General features: G+C 71.1%; 20 protein-coding genes and 2 tRNA genes. 6 read left to right on the forward strand and 16 right to left on the reverse strand.

Features of this window, described 5'->3' with window-relative positions; translation table 11 throughout:
- The first annotated feature begins 547 nt into the window (after positions 1–547).
- A complete protein-coding gene (locus tag AB0J36_RS28390) occupies positions 548–772 on the forward strand; it encodes a hypothetical protein (RefSeq protein WP_357133531.1) in 225 nt (74 codons plus the stop codon).
- A 3-nt stretch (positions 773–775) separates the two neighbouring features.
- Here the strand turns inward: AB0J36_RS28390 and AB0J36_RS28395 are convergent, their stop codons facing one another.
- Together AB0J36_RS28395 and AB0J36_RS28400 are read right to left on the reverse strand one after the other, a co-directional pair.
- Positions 776–1,573 carry a carbon-nitrogen hydrolase family protein gene (locus tag AB0J36_RS28395; RefSeq protein ID WP_357133533.1) on the reverse strand — a complete coding sequence of 266 codons (798 nt, stop codon included), beginning with the start codon at positions 1,571–1,573 and terminating at the stop codon, positions 776–778.
- 39 nt (positions 1,574–1,612) lie between these two features.
- On the reverse strand, positions 1,613–2,446 hold the full coding sequence (locus AB0J36_RS28400; protein WP_363661346.1) for a DMT family transporter: 834 nt from the start codon (positions 2,444–2,446) through the stop codon (positions 1,613–1,615).
- A gap of 41 nt (positions 2,447–2,487) precedes the next feature.
- Here AB0J36_RS28400 and AB0J36_RS28405 point away from each other — a divergent pair, with 41 nt between their 5' ends.
- Complete coding sequence (locus AB0J36_RS28405) at positions 2,488–3,108, forward strand: XRE family transcriptional regulator (protein ID WP_363661347.1); 621 nt, start codon at positions 2,488–2,490, stop codon at positions 3,106–3,108.
- Between the two features lie 27 nt (positions 3,109–3,135).
- Here AB0J36_RS28405 and clpX read toward each other — a convergent pair whose 3' ends face one another.
- The 5 genes from clpX to AB0J36_RS28430 all read right to left on the reverse strand — a co-directional run bounded on the left by clpX (position 3,136) and on the right by AB0J36_RS28430 (position 7,766).
- On the reverse strand, positions 3,136–4,431 hold the full coding sequence (clpX, locus tag AB0J36_RS28410; protein WP_145779357.1) for an ATP-dependent Clp protease ATP-binding subunit ClpX: 1,296 nt from the start codon (positions 4,429–4,431) through the stop codon (positions 3,136–3,138).
- Positions 4,432–4,642: 211 nt separating this feature from the next.
- Complete coding sequence (locus tag AB0J36_RS28415; protein WP_357133539.1) at positions 4,643–5,305, reverse strand: ATP-dependent Clp protease proteolytic subunit; 663 nt, start codon at positions 5,303–5,305, stop codon at positions 4,643–4,645.
- Between the two features lie 10 nt (positions 5,306–5,315).
- Positions 5,316–5,957 (reverse strand): ATP-dependent Clp protease proteolytic subunit, encoded by a 642-nt coding sequence (locus AB0J36_RS28420; RefSeq protein ID WP_088988027.1) that lies wholly within the window; start codon positions 5,955–5,957, stop codon positions 5,316–5,318.
- A 271-nt stretch (positions 5,958–6,228) separates the two neighbouring features.
- Positions 6,229–7,575: a trigger factor gene (gene tig, locus AB0J36_RS28425; RefSeq protein ID WP_355052307.1), complete on the reverse strand. Its 1,347-nt coding sequence runs from the start codon at positions 7,573–7,575 to the stop codon at positions 6,229–6,231.
- 117 nt (positions 7,576–7,692) lie between these two features.
- Positions 7,693–7,766: transfer RNA gene (locus tag AB0J36_RS28430), tRNA-Pro, on the reverse strand.
- Between the two features lie 334 nt (positions 7,767–8,100).
- On the opposite strand from AB0J36_RS28430, the gene AB0J36_RS28435 reads away from it, so the two are divergent.
- Positions 8,101–8,174: transfer RNA gene (locus AB0J36_RS28435), tRNA-Gly, on the forward strand.
- Positions 8,175–8,227: 53 nt separating this feature from the next.
- Here AB0J36_RS28435 and AB0J36_RS28440 read toward each other — a convergent pair.
- From AB0J36_RS28440 to AB0J36_RS28450, 3 genes are read right to left on the reverse strand one after another with little or no spacing between them, the layout of a single operon-like run.
- Positions 8,228–8,650: a nitroreductase family deazaflavin-dependent oxidoreductase gene (locus AB0J36_RS28440; RefSeq protein ID WP_363661348.1), complete on the reverse strand. Its 423-nt coding sequence runs from the start codon at positions 8,648–8,650 to the stop codon at positions 8,228–8,230.
- Positions 8,650–9,012: an NAD(P)H-binding protein gene (locus tag AB0J36_RS28445; protein ID WP_363661356.1), complete on the reverse strand. Its 363-nt coding sequence runs from the start codon at positions 9,010–9,012 to the stop codon at positions 8,650–8,652. Before AB0J36_RS28445 ends, AB0J36_RS28440 begins: the two co-directional genes overlap by 1 nt.
- On the reverse strand, positions 8,922–9,272 hold the full coding sequence (locus AB0J36_RS28450; protein WP_363661349.1) for an NAD(P)H-binding protein: 351 nt from the start codon (positions 9,270–9,272) through the stop codon (positions 8,922–8,924). Before AB0J36_RS28450 ends, AB0J36_RS28445 begins: the two co-directional genes overlap by 91 nt.
- 101 nt (positions 9,273–9,373) lie before the next feature.
- On the opposite strand from AB0J36_RS28450, the gene AB0J36_RS28455 reads away from it, so the two are divergent.
- On the forward strand, positions 9,374–9,751 hold the full coding sequence (locus AB0J36_RS28455) for a helix-turn-helix domain-containing protein (RefSeq protein ID WP_363661350.1): 378 nt from the start codon (positions 9,374–9,376) through the stop codon (positions 9,749–9,751).
- A 52-nt stretch (positions 9,752–9,803) separates the two neighbouring features.
- Here AB0J36_RS28455 and AB0J36_RS28460 read toward each other — a convergent pair whose 3' ends face one another.
- Entirely contained in the window at positions 9,804–10,925 is a 1,122-nt protein-coding gene (locus tag AB0J36_RS28460; RefSeq protein ID WP_363661351.1) for a hypothetical protein, read from the reverse strand.
- A 155-nt stretch (positions 10,926–11,080) separates the two neighbouring features.
- Here AB0J36_RS28460 and AB0J36_RS28465 point away from each other — a divergent pair, with 155 nt between their 5' ends.
- A complete protein-coding gene (locus tag AB0J36_RS28465) occupies positions 11,081–13,228 on the forward strand; it encodes a M14 family zinc carboxypeptidase (protein ID WP_363661352.1) in 2,148 nt (715 codons plus the stop codon).
- 147 nt (positions 13,229–13,375) lie between these two features.
- Here AB0J36_RS28465 and AB0J36_RS28470 read toward each other — a convergent pair whose 3' ends face one another.
- Complete coding sequence (locus AB0J36_RS28470; protein WP_363661353.1) at positions 13,376–13,921, reverse strand: hypothetical protein; 546 nt, start codon at positions 13,919–13,921, stop codon at positions 13,376–13,378.
- 198 nt (positions 13,922–14,119) lie between these two features.
- Between AB0J36_RS28470 and AB0J36_RS28475 the strand changes: the two genes are divergently transcribed.
- Positions 14,120–14,461, forward strand: coding sequence for a hypothetical protein (locus AB0J36_RS28475; RefSeq protein ID WP_357174792.1), 342 nt, complete (start codon positions 14,120–14,122; stop codon positions 14,459–14,461).
- A gap of 25 nt (positions 14,462–14,486) precedes the next feature.
- Here AB0J36_RS28475 and AB0J36_RS28480 read toward each other — a convergent pair whose 3' ends face one another.
- The 4 genes from AB0J36_RS28480 to AB0J36_RS28495 all read right to left on the reverse strand — a co-directional run bounded on the left by AB0J36_RS28480 (position 14,487) and on the right by AB0J36_RS28495 (position 17,711).
- Positions 14,487–14,954 (reverse strand): ribose-5-phosphate isomerase, encoded by a 468-nt coding sequence (locus tag AB0J36_RS28480; RefSeq protein WP_357133556.1) that lies wholly within the window; start codon positions 14,952–14,954, stop codon positions 14,487–14,489.
- Between the two features lie 87 nt (positions 14,955–15,041).
- Complete coding sequence (locus AB0J36_RS28485) at positions 15,042–16,241, reverse strand: DUF1015 family protein (protein ID WP_357133558.1); 1,200 nt, start codon at positions 16,239–16,241, stop codon at positions 15,042–15,044.
- 89 nt (positions 16,242–16,330) lie between these two features.
- Positions 16,331–16,894 (reverse strand): hypothetical protein, encoded by a 564-nt coding sequence (locus AB0J36_RS28490; protein ID WP_357133560.1) that lies wholly within the window; start codon positions 16,892–16,894, stop codon positions 16,331–16,333.
- 193 nt (positions 16,895–17,087) lie between these two features.
- Positions 17,088–17,711 carry a disulfide bond formation protein DsbA gene (locus tag AB0J36_RS28495; protein ID WP_357133562.1) on the reverse strand — a complete coding sequence of 208 codons (624 nt, stop codon included), beginning with the start codon at positions 17,709–17,711 and terminating at the stop codon, positions 17,088–17,090.
- Positions 17,712–17,845 lie beyond the last annotated feature (134 nt).

Consider the following 17,845-nt stretch of genomic DNA (forward strand, 5'->3'; position numbering starts at 1 on the left):
TAAATCATAATTGGCACTGGCTTTACAAGCACCCTGTTGAGTTCTCAAAGAACAACCACACACCGATCAGCAGCTCCACATCCGTGGAACCCCGTTTCGGGGCAACCGCTCAAACCTACTTGGTCGAACTTTCATTGTCAACCTCGTATTTGAGGCGATCAATCTGGTTCGTCCGGACCCACGTTGACGCACGCCGTATCCGGCGGTCGTTACTCTCGTGGGAAGCCGCAGACCGGCCGATCGCCGCTGCGCGGCTCTCCGCCCGGCTCCTGCCGGCTTCAGAACTCTACCCGGTCGGCTTCGCGTCCGCAACCCCGTCTCCGAGGTGTTTCGCACCGCCCGATCTCAGTCTCGCTCGGCGTCTCCGCCACGAGCCTGGCGCCCGTTCTCGGCCGGTTTGTCCGGCCTCCCTCGTGCAGAGAGAAAGTTACGCGGCCGGCCGGGAGAAGGCAAATCGGGGTTCATCACTGGTTCGGGTCACGTCGACGGGCGCGCTCTCCACCGTGGTCGGCGACGCGGCACGTGTCGGCGTGCCAGAGTGTCAGTCATGGATGAGTCCGGGCTGAAAACCGCGGTGTTCGCCGAGGAAGCACTGCTCGGCATCCTCCTGCCGTTCTGGCAACTGGTGATCGGCGCGGTCGTACTGGTGGTCCTGGTCTTCTCGGTCGGACGACTGGCCCGCCGCGGCAGGTCCCGGATGACCACGGCCCTGCTGGTCACCGCCGCGGTGATCGCCGGGCTTGCGACGATCGGCGTCCTGCTCGAGGGCTGAGTCTCAGAGCCGGCGGTTGGCGAGGCTCGGCAGCTCGGCCCGGATCATCGAGAGCCGGTCAAGGTCCAGATCGGCGACGGCGACCCCCGGCCCGTCGGGCAGCTGGGTCAGGACCGTCCCCCACGGGTCGACCACCATGCTGCGCCCGAAGCAGGTGCGGCCCGGCTCGTGGTCACCGGTCTGACCCGCCGCCGCCACGAAGCACTGGTTCTCGATCGCCCTGGCCCGGAGCAGGATCTCCCAGTGGTCCCGCCCGGTGTGCATCATGAACGCCGCCGGCACCACCAGGAGCTGGGCGCCGCCCTCGGTGGCGAGCCGTCGGTACAGCTCCGGGAAGCGCAGGTCGTAGCAGATCGACAGCCCGACCCGGAGGCCTTCCACGTCCACCACGACAGGTTGGGCACCGGGCGCGACGGTCTCCGACTCCCGGTAGGAGACCCGACCGGGGATCTCCACGTCGTACAGATGGATTTTGCGGTAGCTCGCGGCCAGGCTGCCGGCGCGGTCGAAGACCAGCGAGGTGTTCCAGGTGTGCGCGGGGTCCGGGCCGGCTTCGTGGAACGACCCGGCCAGCACCCACATCCCCAGCCGCCGGGCCACCCCGGCGAAGAAGCTGCCCACCTCGCCGTCGACCGGCTCCGGCTCCGGCAGACCGGCCTCCGGGCCGAGATAGTCGACGTACTCGGGAAGGATGGCCAGGTCCGCGCCGCCGTCGGCGGCGCGTTCCAGCAGCAGCTCCGCGGCGGCCAGGTTGGCCTTGCGGTCGTCCCGGGCGTTGAGCTGGCAGACGGCGACGCGCATGAGAGAAGAGTACGACCGGACCGGCCGGTGTGGACAGCCTCAGATGCTGGCCAGCACGAGAGCCCCCGCCGCGAACCCGAGGCCGGCGATCTGAACCGGCCGCGGCCGTTCGCGGTCGACGGCGAGCGCGAGCAGTACCGTGCTGGCGGGGTAGAGCGCGGCGATCGCCGCCACGATGCTGAGGTGCCCTCGCGCGGCAGCGGCCAGGAAGAGCGCGTTGGCGGCGCTGTCGAGCAGACCGGCGACGGCCGCCCAGCCCAGCGACCGCCGTCCGACTCGCAGTCGCACACCCGTGCCGGCGGCGAGGAGCAGGCCGAACGCGATCGAACTGGCCCGTACCGCCGCCACCGGCCACATGCCCGCGCTCTCGCTGGCCTGACCGAGCAGGGTGAAGAAGACGCCGAAGAGCGCGCCGGCCGCGAGGGCGAGCCCCACCAGTCGGGCCGGGACCGTCGGGCGGCCACCGCCCTCGCCGAGGCTGACCAGGGCGATCGCCACCACCGCGAGGCCGGCGCCGGTGAGCGCCGGGGCGCCGGGGAAGGTGGTGGTGAACAGGCCGGCGACGATCGGCACCACGGCGGCGGTGATCGCGGTGACCGGCGCCACCACGGCCATCATCCCGCCGGCGAGCGCTCGGTAGAGCAGCACGACGCCGCCCGCGCCCGCCGTCCCCGCGAGCAGTCCCCAGGCGATGTCGGCGACCGTCGGTGACCCCGGCACCAGGAGCACCAGAGCGACCAGCAGCGGGACGCTCAGCAGCTGGGAGACCACGGTCACCGCGATGGGGTCGGCGCGGCGGGACGCCTTGCCGCCGGAGAAGTCGGCGGTGCCGAACGCGACTGCGGACACTGCTGCCAGGAGAATGGGGAACATGCCACTGTCGTACCACAATAGTAACCGTGAAGGATAGTTTGATGACCGACTCAGGTGGCCGTGTCAGTGCGGTGACGGCCGCGGTGGCCCGGCAGGTACGGGAGCTGCGCGCCGCACGGGGCTGGTCGTTCGAGGAGTTGGCCGGCCGGTCCGGCGTGAGCAAGGCGATGCTCGTACAGATCGAGAGCGCACGCACCAACCCCAGCGTCGGCACGCTGTGCCGGGTCGCCGACGCGTTCGGCGTCAACATCGCGCGGCTGCTCGAGCCCGACGAGGAGCAGACCGTCCGGATCAGCTCCACGGCCGAGGCGCCCGTGCTCTGGCGGGGCGAGCACGGCGGCACCGCCCACCTGCTCAGCGGGCTCGGCGAACCCGACCTCGTCGAGCTGTGGGACTGGCGGCTCGAACCCGGAGAACGACACCGCTCCGCCGACCATCCCCGGGGCACCCGGGAGGTCCTGCACGTGCTCGCCGGGGCGGTGGTCGTCCGGGTGGACGGGCAGGATCACGCCGTACGGGCCGGGGACACAATCGAGTTCCACGCCGACCGGGAGCACGGCTACCGCAACGACGCCGACGAACCGGCTCGGCTGATGATGGTGACGGTCACCCCGTCGGGTGAGTGGGACCGCCGGACACGGTCACGCCGACCGCGTCAGTGACGGACGGCCGGCGTGACGCGGGGAGGATCAGGCCGACTTCTCCTCGCGGTCCCGCCGGGCCCGACGCCCGGTGAACTCACGCGGAACGATCGTCGGGTTGACGTTCTCCAGGACGACCTCGCGGGTGATCAACACCCGGGCGGCGTCCGGGTTGCTCGGCACCTCGTACATCGCGGAGAGCAGGACCTCCTCGATGATGGCCCGCAGACCGCGGGCGCCGGTGCCCCGCAGCATCGCCTGGTCGGCGATGGCCTCCAGCGCCGGCTCGTCGAACTCCAGCTCGACGCCGTCCAGCTCGAACAGGCGCTGGTACTGCCGGACGAGGGCGTTGCGCGGCTCGGTGAGGATGCGCACCAGGGCGCTGCGGTCCAGGCTGCGCACGTTGGTGATCACGGGAAGCCGCCCGACGAACTCGGGGATGAGCCCGAACTTGAGCATGTCCTCCGGCATGACCTGGCTGAAGATGTCGTCGGTCGACCGCTCGGACACCGACCGCAGCCGGGCGCCGAAGCCGGTGCCACCCTGCCCGGTGCGGGACTCGATGATCTGGTCGAGGCCGGCGAACGCGCCACCGCAGATGAACAGCACGTTCGTGGTGTCGATCTGGATGAACTCCTGGTGCGGGTGCTTGCGACCGCCCTGCGGCGGGACGTTGGCGACCGTGCCCTCCAACATCTTGAGCAGGGCCTGCTGCACACCCTCGCCGGAGACGTCGCGGGTGATCGACGGGTTCTCCGACTTACGGGCGATCTTGTCGACCTCGTCGATGTAGATGATGCCGGTCTCGGCGCGCTTGATGTCGTAGTCGGCGGCCTGGATCAGCTTGAGGAGGATGTTCTCCACGTCCTCGCCCACGTAGCCCGCCTCGGTCAGCGCCGTGGCGTCGGCGATGGCGAACGGGACGTTCAGCATCCGGGCGAGGGTCTGCGCCAGGTGGGTCTTGCCGCACCCCGTCGGGCCGAGCAGCAGGATGTTGGACTTGGCCAGCTCGACGGCGTCACTGCCGGAGCCCGGCGCGTTGGCCGCCTCTGCCTGGATGCGCTTGTAGTGGTTGTAGACCGCGACGGCGAGCGCCTTCTTGGCCTGGTCCTGCCCCACGACGTAGTTGTCGAGGAACTGGCAGATCTCCATCGGCTTGGGAAGCTCTTCCCACTTCACCTCGCCGGACTCGGCCAGCTCCTCTTCGATGATCTCGTTACAGAGATCGATGCACTCGTCGCAGATGTAGACCCCTGGGCCCGCGATGAGCTTCTTGACCTGCTTCTGCGACTTACCGCAGAAGGAGCATTTCAGTAGGTCGCCGCCGTCACCGATCCGTGCCACCTACGTTCTCCCTGCACTCATCGGCCGGAGACCCGGCCCTGACCTGCGGACGCTGCGCGCCGCCCGGCTTGGTTCGCTTCGCTGGCCCGACCGGCGAAGCGGTACGGACCCGACGTTACCCGCTGGCGGGGCATTCTCCGACCCCCAAAACGGGTGTGTCAGAGGCCGGCCGGGAACTTCACGCCCCGGCCAACCTCTGACCCGGTACAGCTCAGCTGGCGGAGTGGGTCGCCAGCAGACCCTTCTTGCGGCTGGTCAGAATCGTGTCCACCAGCCCGTACTCCTTGGACTCCTCGGCCGTCATGATCTTGTCACGGTCGATGTCCTTGCGGACCTGCTCGATCGGGCGGTTGCAGTGGCGGGACAACATGTCCTCCAACTGCGTCCGCATCCGCAGGATCTCCCGGGCCTGGATCTCGATGTCCGAGCCCTGCCCGTAGCCGCCCTCGGTGGCCGGCTGGTGGATGATGATCCGCGAGTTCGGCAGCGCCATCCGCTTACCCGGGGTGCCCGCCGACAGCAGCACGGCCGCAGCGCTGGCCGCCTGCCCGAGGCAGACCGTCTGGATGTCGGGGCGGACGTACTGCATGGTGTCGTAGATCGCCGTCATCGCGGTGAAGGAGCCACCCGGCGAGTTGATGTACATGATGATGTCGCGGTCCGGGTCGGTGCCCTCCAGCGTGAGCAGCTGGGCCATCACGTCGTTGGCCGACGCGTCGTCCACCTGGACACCGAGGAAGATGATCCGGTCCTCGAAGAGCTTGTTGTACGGGTTCGACTCCTTGACCCCGTACGACGTGCGCTCGACGAACGACGGCAGCACGTAACGGTTGTGCACGGCCGCGAACTGGGGCGGCAGGCTCAGGTCGGTCATCGTCAGCTCCTCAGCTCAGGGTCCCGGCGCCATCCGGAACCTGAGCGGCCCCGATGATCACCTTGTCGATGAAGCCGTAGTCCATGGCCTCCTGGGCGGTGAACCAACGGTCCCGGTCCGAGTCCGCCTCGATCTGCGACTGGTCTTGGCCGGTGTGGTGCGCGACCCGCTCCTGGAACATCCGCTTCGTGTAGAGCATCTGCTCCGCCTGGATGGCGATGTCGGACGCCGTGCCGCCCAGGCCACCGGACGGCTGGTGCATCATGATCCGGGCGTGCGGCAGGGCGTAACGCTTGCCCTTGGTGCCCGCGCAGAGCAGCAGCTGACCCATCGAGGCAGCCATGCCCATCGCCACGGTCGACACGTCGTTGTCGATGAACTGCATGGTGTCGTAGATCGCCATGCCCGAGTAGACCGAGCCACCCGGCGAGTTGATCCACAGGTTGATGTCGCGGTCCGGGTCCTCCGCGGCGAGCAGCAGCAGCTGCGCGCAGATGCGGTTGGCGACCTGGTCGGTCACCTCACTGCCCAGGAAGATGATGCGTTCCTTGAGCAACCGGTTGTAGACCGAGTCGTCGAGGTTGCCAATGGAGTCGCCACCGCGCGCGTCAATCGCCCGGAGCGACTTCTTGGGGATGTGCATGTCGGTCATGGCAGCCCTTCGCTCTCCGTACCGTCTTTCCCGACACTAACCGCTGTGCGGGGCGGCAGAGTCCCGGTCGGGGCACTGTTCGCTCTCAGCGCAGCTGTGTCGGGCACCCGCGGCGCGGGCCTTCCGGGCGTACCCCGGCAGCGCTCAACTCCGGGCGTACCCGGCAGCGCTCAATTCCGGGTGTCCCCGGCAGCGCTCAACTCCGGGTGTCCCCGGAAAGGGTTTGGCCGCCGTGCACCGCGCAGCGGCGGACGGCGGCCGCACCCGACGATCAGTGCTCGTGGTTGTGCTCGGCCTCGTTGGCGGCGCGCAGCGCGTCCAGGGTGACCGGGTTGCCGGCCGAGTCCTTGATCGTGATGCGCTCCATGACGGCCGCGAGCGCCTTGCCGCGCCGGACGTCACCGAAGACCGCGGCGGCGGCGCCGGAGCGCACCAACTGGTCGTAGTACTGCTGCGGGGCCATCCCGGCGCGCTGCGCCCGGTGCACGATCTCGTGCCCGAACTCGTCGTCGGAGACCTGCACGTCCTCCGCGTCGGCCAGCGTGTCGAGCAGGAGCTGCACCTTGACGCCCTCGGTGGCCGCCTCGGTCAGCTCGGCGTCGATCTGCTCCTCGGTCTTCTCCTCGGCCGCCAGGTATTCCTCCAGGGAGGCGCCGATCCGCTCGAGCTGGTCGACCATCGCCTGCTTGCGGCTGGCGACCTCCTCGCGCACGACGCCCTCCGGCGCCGGCACCTCGGCGGTCTCGACCAGCTGCGCCAGCGCCTTGTCGCGGGCGGCGTAGATCTGCTCGACCTGCTTGCCCTGGGTGACCCGGGACCGCAGGTCGCCGCGCAGCTCCTCGATCGTGTCGAACTCGCTGGCCATCTGCGCGAACTCGTCGTTCAGCTCCGGCAGCTCCTTCTCCTTGACCGTGCGCACGGTCACCGCCACGTCGGCGTCGCGGCCGGCGAAGTCGCCGCCCACGAGCTGGGTGGTGAAGGTGGTGCTGTCGCCGGCGGCGAGGCCGACGACGGCCTCGTCCAGGCCCGGCAGGAGCTGCTTGCTGCCCACCTCGTGGGAGATGTTGCTGGCCTGACCGCCCGGCACGTCCTCGCCGTCGACGGTCGCGTTCAGGTCGATCTGCACGTAGTCGCCCTCGGCGGCGGCCCGCTCGACCGTCTTGAGGGTGGCGAACCGCTCCCGCAGGTTCTTGACCTGCTCGTCGATCTCGCTGTCGTCGATCTGCAGCTCGTCGACGGTCACCTCGATGGTGGACGCGTCCGGGATGGTGATCTCCGGACGGACGTCGACCTCGGCGGTGAAGTTCAGCGAGTCACCGTCGTTGAACTCGGTGATCTCGACCTCGGGACGCCCCAGCGTCTTCAGGTCGTGCTCGCGCACCGCGGCCATGATGTTCTCCGGGATGGCCTCCTGGACCGCCTCGTTGAGGACGGTGCCCCGGCCCACCCGCTGATCGATCACCGCGGTCGGCACCTTGCCCCGGCGGAAGCCCGGGACCTGGACCTGCGAACCGATCTCCCGGTACGCCTTCTTGAGGCTCGGCTCGAGCTCGACGAACGGCACCTCGATGGCGAGCCGCACGCGCGTCGGGCTCAGAGTCTCGACGGTGCTCTTCACAGGCGTACTCCTTGACGGATCTGGGTTTGATTCTGGGCCTTCGATTGGCCCATCGAGTGTAGGCGAGCCGGCGGGGCCGGCTCGCAGCGCCCGGGGAGACCCGGACGCGGACGACAGTCGGGGTGGCGGGATTTGAACCCACGGCCCCTCGCTCCCAAAGCGAGTGCGCTACCAAGCTGCGCCACACCCCGTGGCGACGTGCAGTCTATGCCGTCGCCGCGCCTCCGGCAGTGCCGGGGCGTCCGCCACCCGGACAGATCTGCCCATCTCACCCCTTAGACCCTTCAAGATCCGCGCGACTTTGGGGCCCGCCGCCCGCCGCGCCCGCCGCAGGATCCGCGCAACATCGGGGAAACTGCGGCTTCCCGGGGTGCGGATGCCACGACTTCGGTGATGTTGTGCGGATCTTGGAAGGCGCCACGCGGCGTCGCGACGACCCGACGCCACGGGGGCGGTGGCGCGGTCGCGCGCCCAGGACCGGCATTGGGTACGCTGTCGGCGCGCCCCGTTGCGGCGGGGCCGAGCGCGGGCGTAGCTCAATGGCAGAGCTTCAGTCTTCCAAACTGACGGTGCGGGTTCGATTCCCGTCGCCCGCTCCACCCACGAAGCCCAGGCTCAGCGGCACCTTCGCTGAGCCTGGGCTTTTCCCCGTTCAGTCTTCGACGCGTTCCAGGACGACCACGGGAATCTCGCGGGTGATCCCCTGCTGGTAGGTGGCGTACTCCGACCTGGCCGACACCATCAGACGCCACAGGCGCGGACGCTCCCGCGTGGTGGCGGTGCGCGCCCGGGCGGTGAAGGTCTCCGTACCGACCTGCACGGTGACGTACGGGTCGGCGAGCAGGTTGAGATACCACGCCGGCTGGTGCTCCGCGCCACGGTTCGAGGCGGCCAGCACGTAGCCGTCGCCATCGCGTTCGTACACGAGCGCGGTGCGCCGCAGCTCGCCGGTTCTTCGGCCACGGGTCGTCAGGAGCAGGTCGCGCACGCCTGGCCGTGGTCTGCCTCCGGTCTCCTCGAAACGACGGATGTGCTCGGCGACCCAGGTGTTCGGGCTGTCGTGGACCTCGGGCATCACACCTCCCGAACACTCAGGGCGGACCGGTGGTGGCGGGGCGCCTCGATTTCGTCGACCAGCGCTATCGCGAAGTCCGGGTAGCTGATCCGGCTGGCCGGGTCACCGTGCTCGGCGACCCGATAGCCGCCGGTACGGGTGCCGTCGTGGTCGAAGTCGCCGGCCGGGGCCACGTACGCCCAGTCGAGATCGCAGGTCCGCAGCTCGTCGAGGCCCGCCGCGTGGCCCAGGTAGAAGGAGCGGTACCCGTCGGGGTAGCCGGGCTCGTCCATCAGGGCGACGCCGGAGGCTCCGGGCATGATCGACGCGAGGCCCACCACCACCAGGCGACGTACGCCCGCCTCGGCCAGGCCGGCGGCCAGGGCGCGGGACGACGTCGTGAAGAAGTCGCGCGGTGGCCGGGACAGGTCCACGGCGGCGCTGATCCGGCGTCCTGCCCGGCGGCGGCGCGCGCGACGCTCGCGGCGTCCGTGACGTCGCCCGCCACCACGTGCGCCTCGCCCAGGTCGCCGTGGGCCGCCGGGTCACGCACCACGGCGGTGACCCGATGGCCGCGTCGGCGCGCCTCGGCGACGGCCCGCCGTCCGGCCCGGCCACCCGCGCCGAAGATCACGATGTTCATGGCGAATGCCTTCCACCAGGGCCGTGACCCGTACGCCCGGCCGGTTCGCCGACGCTATCGCCGGGCCTGGTTACCGCCGGGATACCAGCTATCGTCAGGCCATGAGGCAACCCCTGCCCGCCGACATGTTCGACGAGCTGTGCCCCTCCTCGCTCAATCCGATCCGGTTCGGTGACAAGTGGGCGGCGCTCATCATCCGCTGCCTGGAAGACGGGCCTCGCCGGTTCTCCGAACTACGCGTGCCGCTGCGCCGCGTCACACCCAAGGTCCTCACCCAGTCGCTGCGCTCCCTCGAACGGGACGGGCTGGTCAGCCGCACCGTCCACGCCGGAGCGGCCGCGCACGTCGAGTACGAGCTGACGCCGGTGGGCCGGAGCATGCTCGAACCGATCGCGGTCGCCTGCGCCTGGGTGTCACAGCACTGGGACGAGCTGCTCGACGCCCGCGAGTCGTACGACACCGGCACAGCGGCGCGGTGATCGGCGCCCGTCCCGCGCGGGCAGGACAGGCGCCGGTCGCCCCGGTAGCGGGTCAGCTCGTCGGCACCAGGAGGTAGGCCCGGCGGGCCCGGTCGCCGCCCTCGGCGCAGTCGATCGGGCAGGCGAGGCCCACGATGACGCCGTCGTCGTTGACGTCCTCGGCGGAGCGCAGCGTCACCGTCGGAGGAAGGTTCCGCACCCGGGTGTTCAGGTCGACCATCCGGCCGCCCTGCCACAGGAATGCCCGCTCGTTGTAGAAGTCGGGGCTGCTGGTCCGGGCGATGCCCACCACCTGGCCGGTCTCGTTCACGGCCCGCGCCTCGGAGTAGTTGCCACCGAGGGAACCGAGGTCGCGGATGGTGCCGTTACGCCAGAGCGTCGCCCGCAGCTGACCGGTGGTGTTCTGCGAGACACCGACGACCTGACCCCGGTCGTTGATGTCCCGGGCGTACGTGGACTCCGTGACACCGCCCAGCGTGCCGAGGTCCGTCAGCGCCCCACCGGAGTAGACGAAGGCGTGCAGGCCGCCGCTCGGGACAGCGGCGCCGCCGACGACATGCCCGGACGAGTTCACGCCGTAGGCGATGCTGTCCGTCCCCCACGGGCCGGCCTGGCCGCCGAGCGTGCCCAGGTCGATGACCGTGCCGTTGCGCCAGACGACCGCCCGGGTGGGCGCTCCCTGCTTCTCGAACCGGCTGCCCACCACCAGGCCGTCGTCGTTGACGTCGTTCGCCGAGCTTCCGCTGCCCGCGCCGTAGCCGGTGCCGAGGTCGGTCATGACCCCGCCGGCATAGCGGAAGGCGTGCGGAGGCTCCGTCGCGTTGACGTGGGTGGCCCCGACGACGACGCCCCGGTCGTTGATGCCCGCCGCGGAACTCGCGCCGTACGTGCCGGCGTACAGGGCGCCCAGGTCGGTCAGCACGCCGTTCGTCGAGGCGAACGCGTGGAAGTTGTAGACACCGTCGATCGTGGAGACGCCCACCACGGTACGGGCGTCGTTGAGGGCGTAGCCGTCGCTGGTGGGCGGCTCCCCCGTGCTCGGCACACCGAGCGTGCCCAGGTCCACGAACGTGTACGTGGGCAGCGCCGTGGCTGCCGACGCGACGCCCGGCGCGGTCGTCAGACCGGTGGTCAGCACGATCAGGAAGGCCAGACTTCTCCGTAGTCGACTCATCGACGGTCCCCTCGTTGGCAACGGATCAGGGAATGATGTCCGTCGACGTGGCCGGATGACCTTACGTCGCCCTTACCGATCAGAGACCTTGACATGTGTCGATCGTTGCACTGGTGTAAGGACCACACGCATCGACGTCCGTCACAGGAGGGCACATGATCGTCCGACGACGGTGGACGGCTGCCGCCACCACAGCGATCCTGATCAGCGCGGCACTGTCCCATCCCGGCACCGCGACGGCGGCACCCGCCGCCGACACCGCCCCGATCACCCTGGCCGCCACCGAGACCGCTCTGGTCCGGGTGCAGTTGCGCGATCAGGCCCAGCTCGACAGGTTGGTCGCCAGCGGCGTCGACCTCGCCAACCGGCCCCGGACCCGGGACGGCCGGATCATCGCCGACCTGGTGTTGACCGGCGCGCAGCTCGCTGACCTCACCGCCCGGGGCGCCACCGCCACGCAGGTCGTGCAGCGGGCCGGCGACGGCAGCCGGCACTTCGCCGACAGTGTCCGCGCGGCGCGGGCGCGTACCGCCGCCGGTCTCGGCGCACCGGCCGCCGGCCAGCGGACGACCGCCGCCGTCGGGGTCGACACCCTCGCGGTCCAGCAGGCGTACTGGTGGACCACCGGCGGGCAGACGTTCCTGCAGGCGCAGGTGGCCACCACCGCCACCGACGACCCGGACGTGGAGATCACCGTCAGCTGGCGGACCGCGGACGGCGTCACCGGTTCGTTCCCGCTCTACCGGTTCGAGGACTCGGGGGAATACCAGTACCACTACAACGTCCCCCAGTCGGTGCCGAGCCGACCGGTCCAGCTGACCGCCACGTCCAGCCTCGGCGGCGTCAGTCGGGCCGTCACCCCGACGCTGTGGCCGAACGCCACCCCGCCGCCGCTGCCGGCCGGCTACCAGAAGGACTTCATCGACGCGTACCTGACGCCGGTGGACATCCAGGCGCGGATCAAGCGACTGGCCCGCCAGTACCGGGACCTGGTCGACGTCATCGACCTGCCGAACAAGACCCAGGGGTACCGCCGGAACGCCGTCGCGTACCTGGGCGACCCGGCGGTCGCCGCCGTGGTCGTGGAGTCGGTCCGCTTCGGCGACCAGGGCCTGAACGGCGTGCAGGTGCGCACCGTCGACCCGGGCCGACCCAACCGACCGCTGGCCGTCGGCTACCGCGACCGTGTCCTCACGGTCACGCTCGCCACCGACGCCGCGGGCAAGACGGTGAGCACCACCGACGACGTCGCGGCGGCCGTGAACGCCCGCCAGGCGAACCGGTTCCGGGCCACCGTCGAGGACGGCTCGACCGGGCTGCCGATGCCCGTCGCCGGTCCGGCCCGCCTCGACGACGGGCTCCAGGGCACCGAGGTGCCGGCGAAGCCCTGGACGGTGCAGGCCCTGCGTCTCGGCGTACACCGGGACGGGTCCCGGATCGGCGTGCTGGCGTACTCCCAGGAACACGCCCGGGAGTGGGCCACGCCGCTGGTGACGCTGGAGTTCGCCGAGCGCATGCTGGCGAACGCGCGTACCGACCCGGCCACCCGTGAGCTGCTGGAGCAGGTCGACGTGTTCGTCATCCCGACGGTCAACCCGGACGGCGCGAACTACTCGTTCAACGACTACAACTTCCAGCGCAAGAACCTGGTCAACCACTGCGAGGGACCGGCACGGGACCCGAAGTACCGCACCTCCTGGGGCGTCGACGTGAACCGGAACTACACCGTCGGGTCGTACTTCGACGGGTACGTGGGCGCAAGCGCGAACTGCCTCTCCGGCAACTACGCCGGTACGGCGGAGCTGTCCGAGGCGGAGAGCGGCAACGTCATCGCGCTGGCCAAGGCCCATCCCAACATCAGGTTCGCGATGAACGTGCACTCCTACGGCGGGTACTTCATGTGGCCGCCGGGCGCGTACCGGGCCGACGGGCGGATCACCCTGCCCCGGCCGTCGATCGACGAGTCGACGCTGTTCCTCGACAGCGCCCGGCGGATCGTCGGCGCGATCGCGCAGGAGCGTGGCACGGTCACCTGGCCGTCGCAGACCGGCCCGGTCGCCGACGTGCTCTACTCCGCCGCCGGCAACTCGGCCGACCAGCTCTACTACGAGCTGGGCATCTTCGCCTGGGACTTCGAGGTCGGCAACGACCGCTGGAACCCGGCCACCGGCGAGTGGGAGGGCGTCGGTTTCCAGCCGCCGTTCGACGAGGCGCACGGCGAGTCCCAGGAGTACGCGGGCGGCCTGGTCGAACTGGTCCGGGTGGCCCGCGACCACGCCGCCGCCGAGGCCGCCACCGGCTGACCCGCTCCCGGTTGACCCGAACGACGGACGCTCCGGCCGGCCACGGATGAACCGTGGCCGGCCGGGTAAGCAGCAACACTGCCTGGTGGGGAGACGACCGGGTGCACGGGCGGGCGGCGCATTGCCGGCCCGTCCGTGCACGCCTCGTCACACGTTCGAGGTGACCCAGTTCCAGGCCGAGACGACCCACTCGGTCTGCTGGAGCCAGGCCACGCCCAGGCCGACGAGGAAGACCGCGGTGGCCAGGTGAGCGCCCCGCGCGCTGCGCCGGACCCGTCCGAGCTGCCGCTCCAGCACCAACCGCCCGACCGCGCGGGCCAGGGCGAACAGGCCGACCGCCACCAGCAGGCTCAACACGAGCACGAGCAGCGGGCCGGACAGGTCGCCACCGCCGGAGAGCGCCCAGATGCCCCAGCACACGAAGGCGAACAGGCCACCCGCCGCGCTCCACTCGCCGCCGCGACGCAACTGCGCCAGCCGCCAGCTCAACGGCCGGCGCGGGACGGGTTCGCCCGGCCAACCCGTACCGGTCGGCTCCTCGACCACGGGGAACGGTTCGGTGCGCGGGGTACGCGGTTGACCCACCGGCGCGACACCTCGGCGGAAGCCGTCCCGCTGCGCCGGCACATCGACGCCTGCCTGCGGTGGGACCTCCACGGTGCGTTCCGCCCACGGCTGCGTCTGGTCTGCCATCTCGTTCCTCCCCCTGACGGACGGCCTCAGCACCGCCCGAACCCGAGGGTAGCCAGCCGGCAAATCGGTCGCAGACCGCCGTCCGGCGCGACCAAGATCCGCACAACTTACGAGATGTTGCTGCCTCCGACGCTCGGGAAGCAGCAACATCCCTGATGTTGTGGGGATCTTGATGGCGTGGGGAGGTACGGTCGGCTGATGGGTGACCCGGACCGACGCCGGCGACGGCTGCGCCACCATCCCGAATCCGACGCGGCCCCTCGCAGCGCCGACGGCTCGACGGCCAGCACGGCCGGCGTCCACGACGGTGGAGATCCGCCACCGCGACGTCGAGGGGCCGGCGGCGACGACCGCGACGGCGAGCGGGGGCTACGCGGGCTGGTCGGCTCCGGCTCGTCCCAGGTGGGGCTGAGCGCGGCGCTGCGGGCCCGCGACGCCGCCCGGCCGAGCGACGACGACCTCGCCGCCGCAGAGGCCCGGGTGGTGGTCGTGCGCCGCAACTGGGTACCCCGCGAGGACCTGCCCCGCCCGCCGCGCTGACGGCGGGCGACGCGGGTCGGCAGGGTCAGGGCAGGTCGGGCAGTTCCCGGGTCTGCTCGTACTCGGCGACCTGGGTGATCCGGCGGGCGTGCCGCTCGTTTCCGGAGAACGGCGTGTTCAGGAACGCCTCGACGATGCCCGTGGCCTCGTCCAGCGTGTGCTGACGGGCGCCCACCGCGACGACGTTCGCGTCGTTGTGCTGCCGGGCGAGCTGAGCCGTCTCGACACTCCAGGCCAGGGCGGCACGAACCCCGGCGACCTTGTTCGCGGCGATCTGCTCACCGTTGCCGGACCCGCCGATGACGACCCCGAGGGAGGTCTCATCGGCGACCACCCGGTCACCGGTGTGCAGGCAGAACGTCGGGTAGTCGTCGTCCGGGTCGTAGCTGTGCGGGCCGACGTCGACCACGTCGTACCCCTGCTTGGCCAGGTGGTTGGCCAGGTGCACCTTCAACTCGAAACCGGCGTGGTCGGATCCCAGGTAGACGCGCATACCGGGCAGTCTGTCAGGCCGCGCTCCAGAGCGACGCAGGGGCGGCGCTCTGGAGGCGGGTACGTCACACGGTCGGGCGGTACGCGCTCAGCGGGGCAGCTCGGCGACCACCAGGCCACCGCGCGCCTTCGGGGTGAACCAGGTGCTCTTGCGGGGCATCTTCTCCCGGGCCAGATTCACCGCGACGAAGTCCGCCACGGTCACCGGCGCGATGAGGACGGCCAGCTCGGCACGCCCGGCGTCGACCTCTCCGGTGAGCCAGCTCGCCGGGTAGTCCCCGCCCACGTAGGTGATCCGCTTGTCGCCCGGGTCCAGACCCAGGGCGTCGCGCAGCAGCAGCCGCTCGACCAGGGCGTGATCCAGGTTTTCCAGGCGGGCGTCGGCGGTGGCGGGCAGGCGCACCGCGTACCCCTGGTCGGCCAGCCGGAGGTGGACGGTGCCGCCGGCCGTCGGGACCTCGACCGGGCCGTCGATCGGCTCGACCTCGGCCCCCGCCGCGCGCAACCGGTCGAGCAGCTCGGCCGGCGTGGTGGTCAGCTCGCTGACCAGCCGGTTGTACGGCTGGATGGCCACCGACGCCGGGGTGGTCACCACGGCCAGGAAGCGCGACAGCCCACCGCTCTGGGCGGCCAAGCTGCGGTGGTTGCCGTCGGCGACGACCAGCTCACCGCCGCCCGCCAGGGCGGTCAGCGCGTCCTGCTCCGGGCCGGGGCCGAGCAGCCAGATGGCGTGGGTGCGGCCCGCCTGGTCGGTGTCGGTCGCGGCCGGCGCCCCGGCCGCGTCGGTCGCCGCCGCGAGCGCGGCGTGCAGCTCGTCGCCACTTCCGGTCTGCAGCAGGAGTACGGGTGAGAGCAGGTGACCCAACGCCTCGGCCAGCGCCACGCGCTCGCGCACCTTGGCGATGAACACGTCCTCGTTGCGGATGACCAGGCCCGGCTCGTCGGCGCTGGTGGAGATCTGGTCGGTGTCCACCATCGCGAACAGCCCGTACGCCGGTTCCTCGCCCGGGGCGCTGATCCGGTACAGCACGACCACCTGCTCGGCGGGTGTGTAGCTGCCGTCGGCCTTGGCCTCGGCGAGTCGGGCCACCGAGGCCGGCAGCGCGTCGAGGAACGACGTCCCCAGGCTGTCCGGAGCGCGGTGCGGCATCTCGATGCCGAGGGCACTGTGCGGGTTCGCCTCGATGATCGCGGTGATCTCCGCGTCGTCGGCGAACTCGTCGTAGTTCTGCGCGCCGGTGCCGCCAGTGGTGATCCAGGCCCGGGTGATCGGATGCACGACCGTCATGCCCACTGACGCTACCGGCGTCGCCGGACCGGACGACGGGGACCCGCGCGGCGTCCACCAGATGAAAGCGCCCATCCGCCGGCGTGCGGTCAGCCGGCGCGGCCGGACGCGCCGTTGTGCCGGCGGTGTCGCCCCGCGACGACCGGTCCGGCGTTGCCGCGCCGACCGCCCCCGACCGGACCGGTGACCGCGTTGCGGCGAGGCGAGGCGGGCGGCCCCGGCACGGGACGCTCGGGCGGCGGCGCCGGAACGGGCCGCGGGTTCAGCGGCGGAGTGGGCACGGGGCGCGGCGCGGTGGGCGCCGGCGGGGGCGGAGCCGGTTCGGCCGGCGCGGCCGCCACCACAGCGACCGGTTCCAACGCCGCCACGACCGGTTCCAACGTCGCGACGACCGGTTCCAACGTCGAGGGCGCCGGGTCCACCGGTGCGGGCGTCGCCAGCGCGGCCCGCGCGGGTGTCAGGCGCGAGGTGACCGGCACCCGGGCCACGCCGACCACGATGGGCGGCGCGAGCAGGTCCGCCACGTCGGCGGGAAGGTCGGGGCGGACCGTCGGCCAGCGGGAACCGTCGACCGACCAGTACGCCGCGCCGGGAGTCTCGATCACCCCCTGCCGGGTCAGCTGATCGTCACCGGACGCACGGTGCTTGGCCATCGGGACTGCCTCCACGAGCTGCGGTGTGCGGCCCTGCGGGGCCACTGCGCGGACACCGAGGGAAACGACGTCCCCCGCCCAGCGGTGACGCTGTGAGCGTTTCCGGCCCCCGCAGCCGCACCGGGCCTCCGGCGCGACGAACCCCCGCCCGGACAACCGAAGGAGTCCGGACGGGGGCAGGTGACGGTCGTGGTCAGTCGAAGATCGGGGACTGCTCGCGGGTGCGCTTGAGCTCGTAGAAGCCCGGGGTGCCGGCGACCAGGAGGACGCCGTCCCAGAGCCGACCGGCGGCCTCGCCCTTGGGACGCGGCGTGATCACCGGGCCGAAGAACGCGACCGGACTGCCGTCCGGGCCGGGCGCGTGGACGACCGGGGTGCCGACGTCCTGCCCGACGGGGCGCATGCCAGCCTCGTGGCTGGCCCGCAGCGCCTCGTCGTACTCGGTGCTGTCGGCGGCGGCGGCCAGCGCCGGGTCCAGGCCGGCCTCGGTCAGCGCGGCGACGAACAACTCCGGCCCGAGCTGCTCCTTACCGAGGTGGATGCGGGTGCCCAGCGCGGTGTAGAGCTTGCGCAGCACGTCCGAGCCGTAGCGCTGCTCGGCGGCGATGCACACCCGCACGGGGCCCCAGCCGTTGTCCATCAGTTCCCGGTACTGCTCGGACAGGTCCCGGCCCTCGTTCAGCACCGAAAGGCTCATCACGTGGTAGCGGATGTCCACTTCGCGGACCTGCTCGACCTCCAGCAGCCAGCGGGAGGTGATCCACGCCCACGGACAGATTGGGTCGAACCACATGTCGGCGGTGACACGATCGGTCACGGTGAGGTCCCTTCGCGACGGGTGGCGCCGGCAGTCCGGCGTCTCGCCTCGATACTCACCCCGCGAAGCATGGACCGGCACCCGAATGAGAGCGTGACCTCGACCACCGATGGCAGGCCGTACGTGGAAGACTC

The organism is Micromonospora sp. NPDC049662 (assembly GCF_040675055.1).
Classification (GTDB): domain Bacteria; phylum Actinomycetota; class Actinomycetes; order Mycobacteriales; family Micromonosporaceae; genus Micromonospora.

Excerpts from the sequence above, each read along its gene's own strand:
- AB0J36_RS28390 (WP_357133531.1), top strand. The coding sequence starts at position 548 with ATGGATGAGTCCGGGCTGAAAACCGCGGTGTTCGCCGAGGAAGCACTG.
- AB0J36_RS28395 (WP_357133533.1), bottom strand. The coding sequence starts at position 1,573 with ATGCGCGTCGCCGTCTGCCAGCTCAACGCCCGGGACGACCGCAAGGCC.
- AB0J36_RS28400 (WP_363661346.1), bottom strand. The coding sequence starts at position 2,446 with ATGTTCCCCATTCTCCTGGCAGCAGTGTCCGCAGTCGCGTTCGGCACC.
- AB0J36_RS28405 (WP_363661347.1), top strand. The coding sequence starts at position 2,488 with ATGACCGACTCAGGTGGCCGTGTCAGTGCGGTGACGGCCGCGGTGGCC.
- AB0J36_RS28415 (WP_357133539.1), bottom strand. The coding sequence starts at position 5,305 with ATGACCGACCTGAGCCTGCCGCCCCAGTTCGCGGCCGTGCACAACCGT.
- AB0J36_RS28420 (WP_088988027.1), bottom strand. The coding sequence starts at position 5,957 with ATGACCGACATGCACATCCCCAAGAAGTCGCTCCGGGCGATTGACGCG.
- AB0J36_RS28440 (WP_363661348.1), bottom strand. The coding sequence starts at position 8,650 with ATGCCCGAGGTCCACGACAGCCCGAACACCTGGGTCGCCGAGCACATC.
- AB0J36_RS28450 (WP_363661349.1), bottom strand. The coding sequence starts at position 9,272 with ATGAACATCGTGATCTTCGGCGCGGGTGGCCGGGCCGGACGGCGGGCC.
- AB0J36_RS28455 (WP_363661350.1), top strand. The coding sequence starts at position 9,374 with ATGAGGCAACCCCTGCCCGCCGACATGTTCGACGAGCTGTGCCCCTCC.
- AB0J36_RS28460 (WP_363661351.1), bottom strand. The coding sequence starts at position 10,925 with ATGAGTCGACTACGGAGAAGTCTGGCCTTCCTGATCGTGCTGACCACC.
- AB0J36_RS28465 (WP_363661352.1), top strand. The coding sequence starts at position 11,081 with ATGATCGTCCGACGACGGTGGACGGCTGCCGCCACCACAGCGATCCTG.
- AB0J36_RS28470 (WP_363661353.1), bottom strand. The coding sequence starts at position 13,921 with ATGGCAGACCAGACGCAGCCGTGGGCGGAACGCACCGTGGAGGTCCCA.
- AB0J36_RS28475 (WP_357174792.1), top strand. The coding sequence starts at position 14,120 with ATGGGTGACCCGGACCGACGCCGGCGACGGCTGCGCCACCATCCCGAA.
- AB0J36_RS28480 (WP_357133556.1), bottom strand. The coding sequence starts at position 14,954 with ATGCGCGTCTACCTGGGATCCGACCACGCCGGTTTCGAGTTGAAGGTG.
- AB0J36_RS28485 (WP_357133558.1), bottom strand. The coding sequence starts at position 16,241 with ATGACGGTCGTGCATCCGATCACCCGGGCCTGGATCACCACTGGCGGC.
- AB0J36_RS28490 (WP_357133560.1), bottom strand. The coding sequence starts at position 16,894 with ATGGCCAAGCACCGTGCGTCCGGTGACGATCAGCTGACCCGGCAGGGG.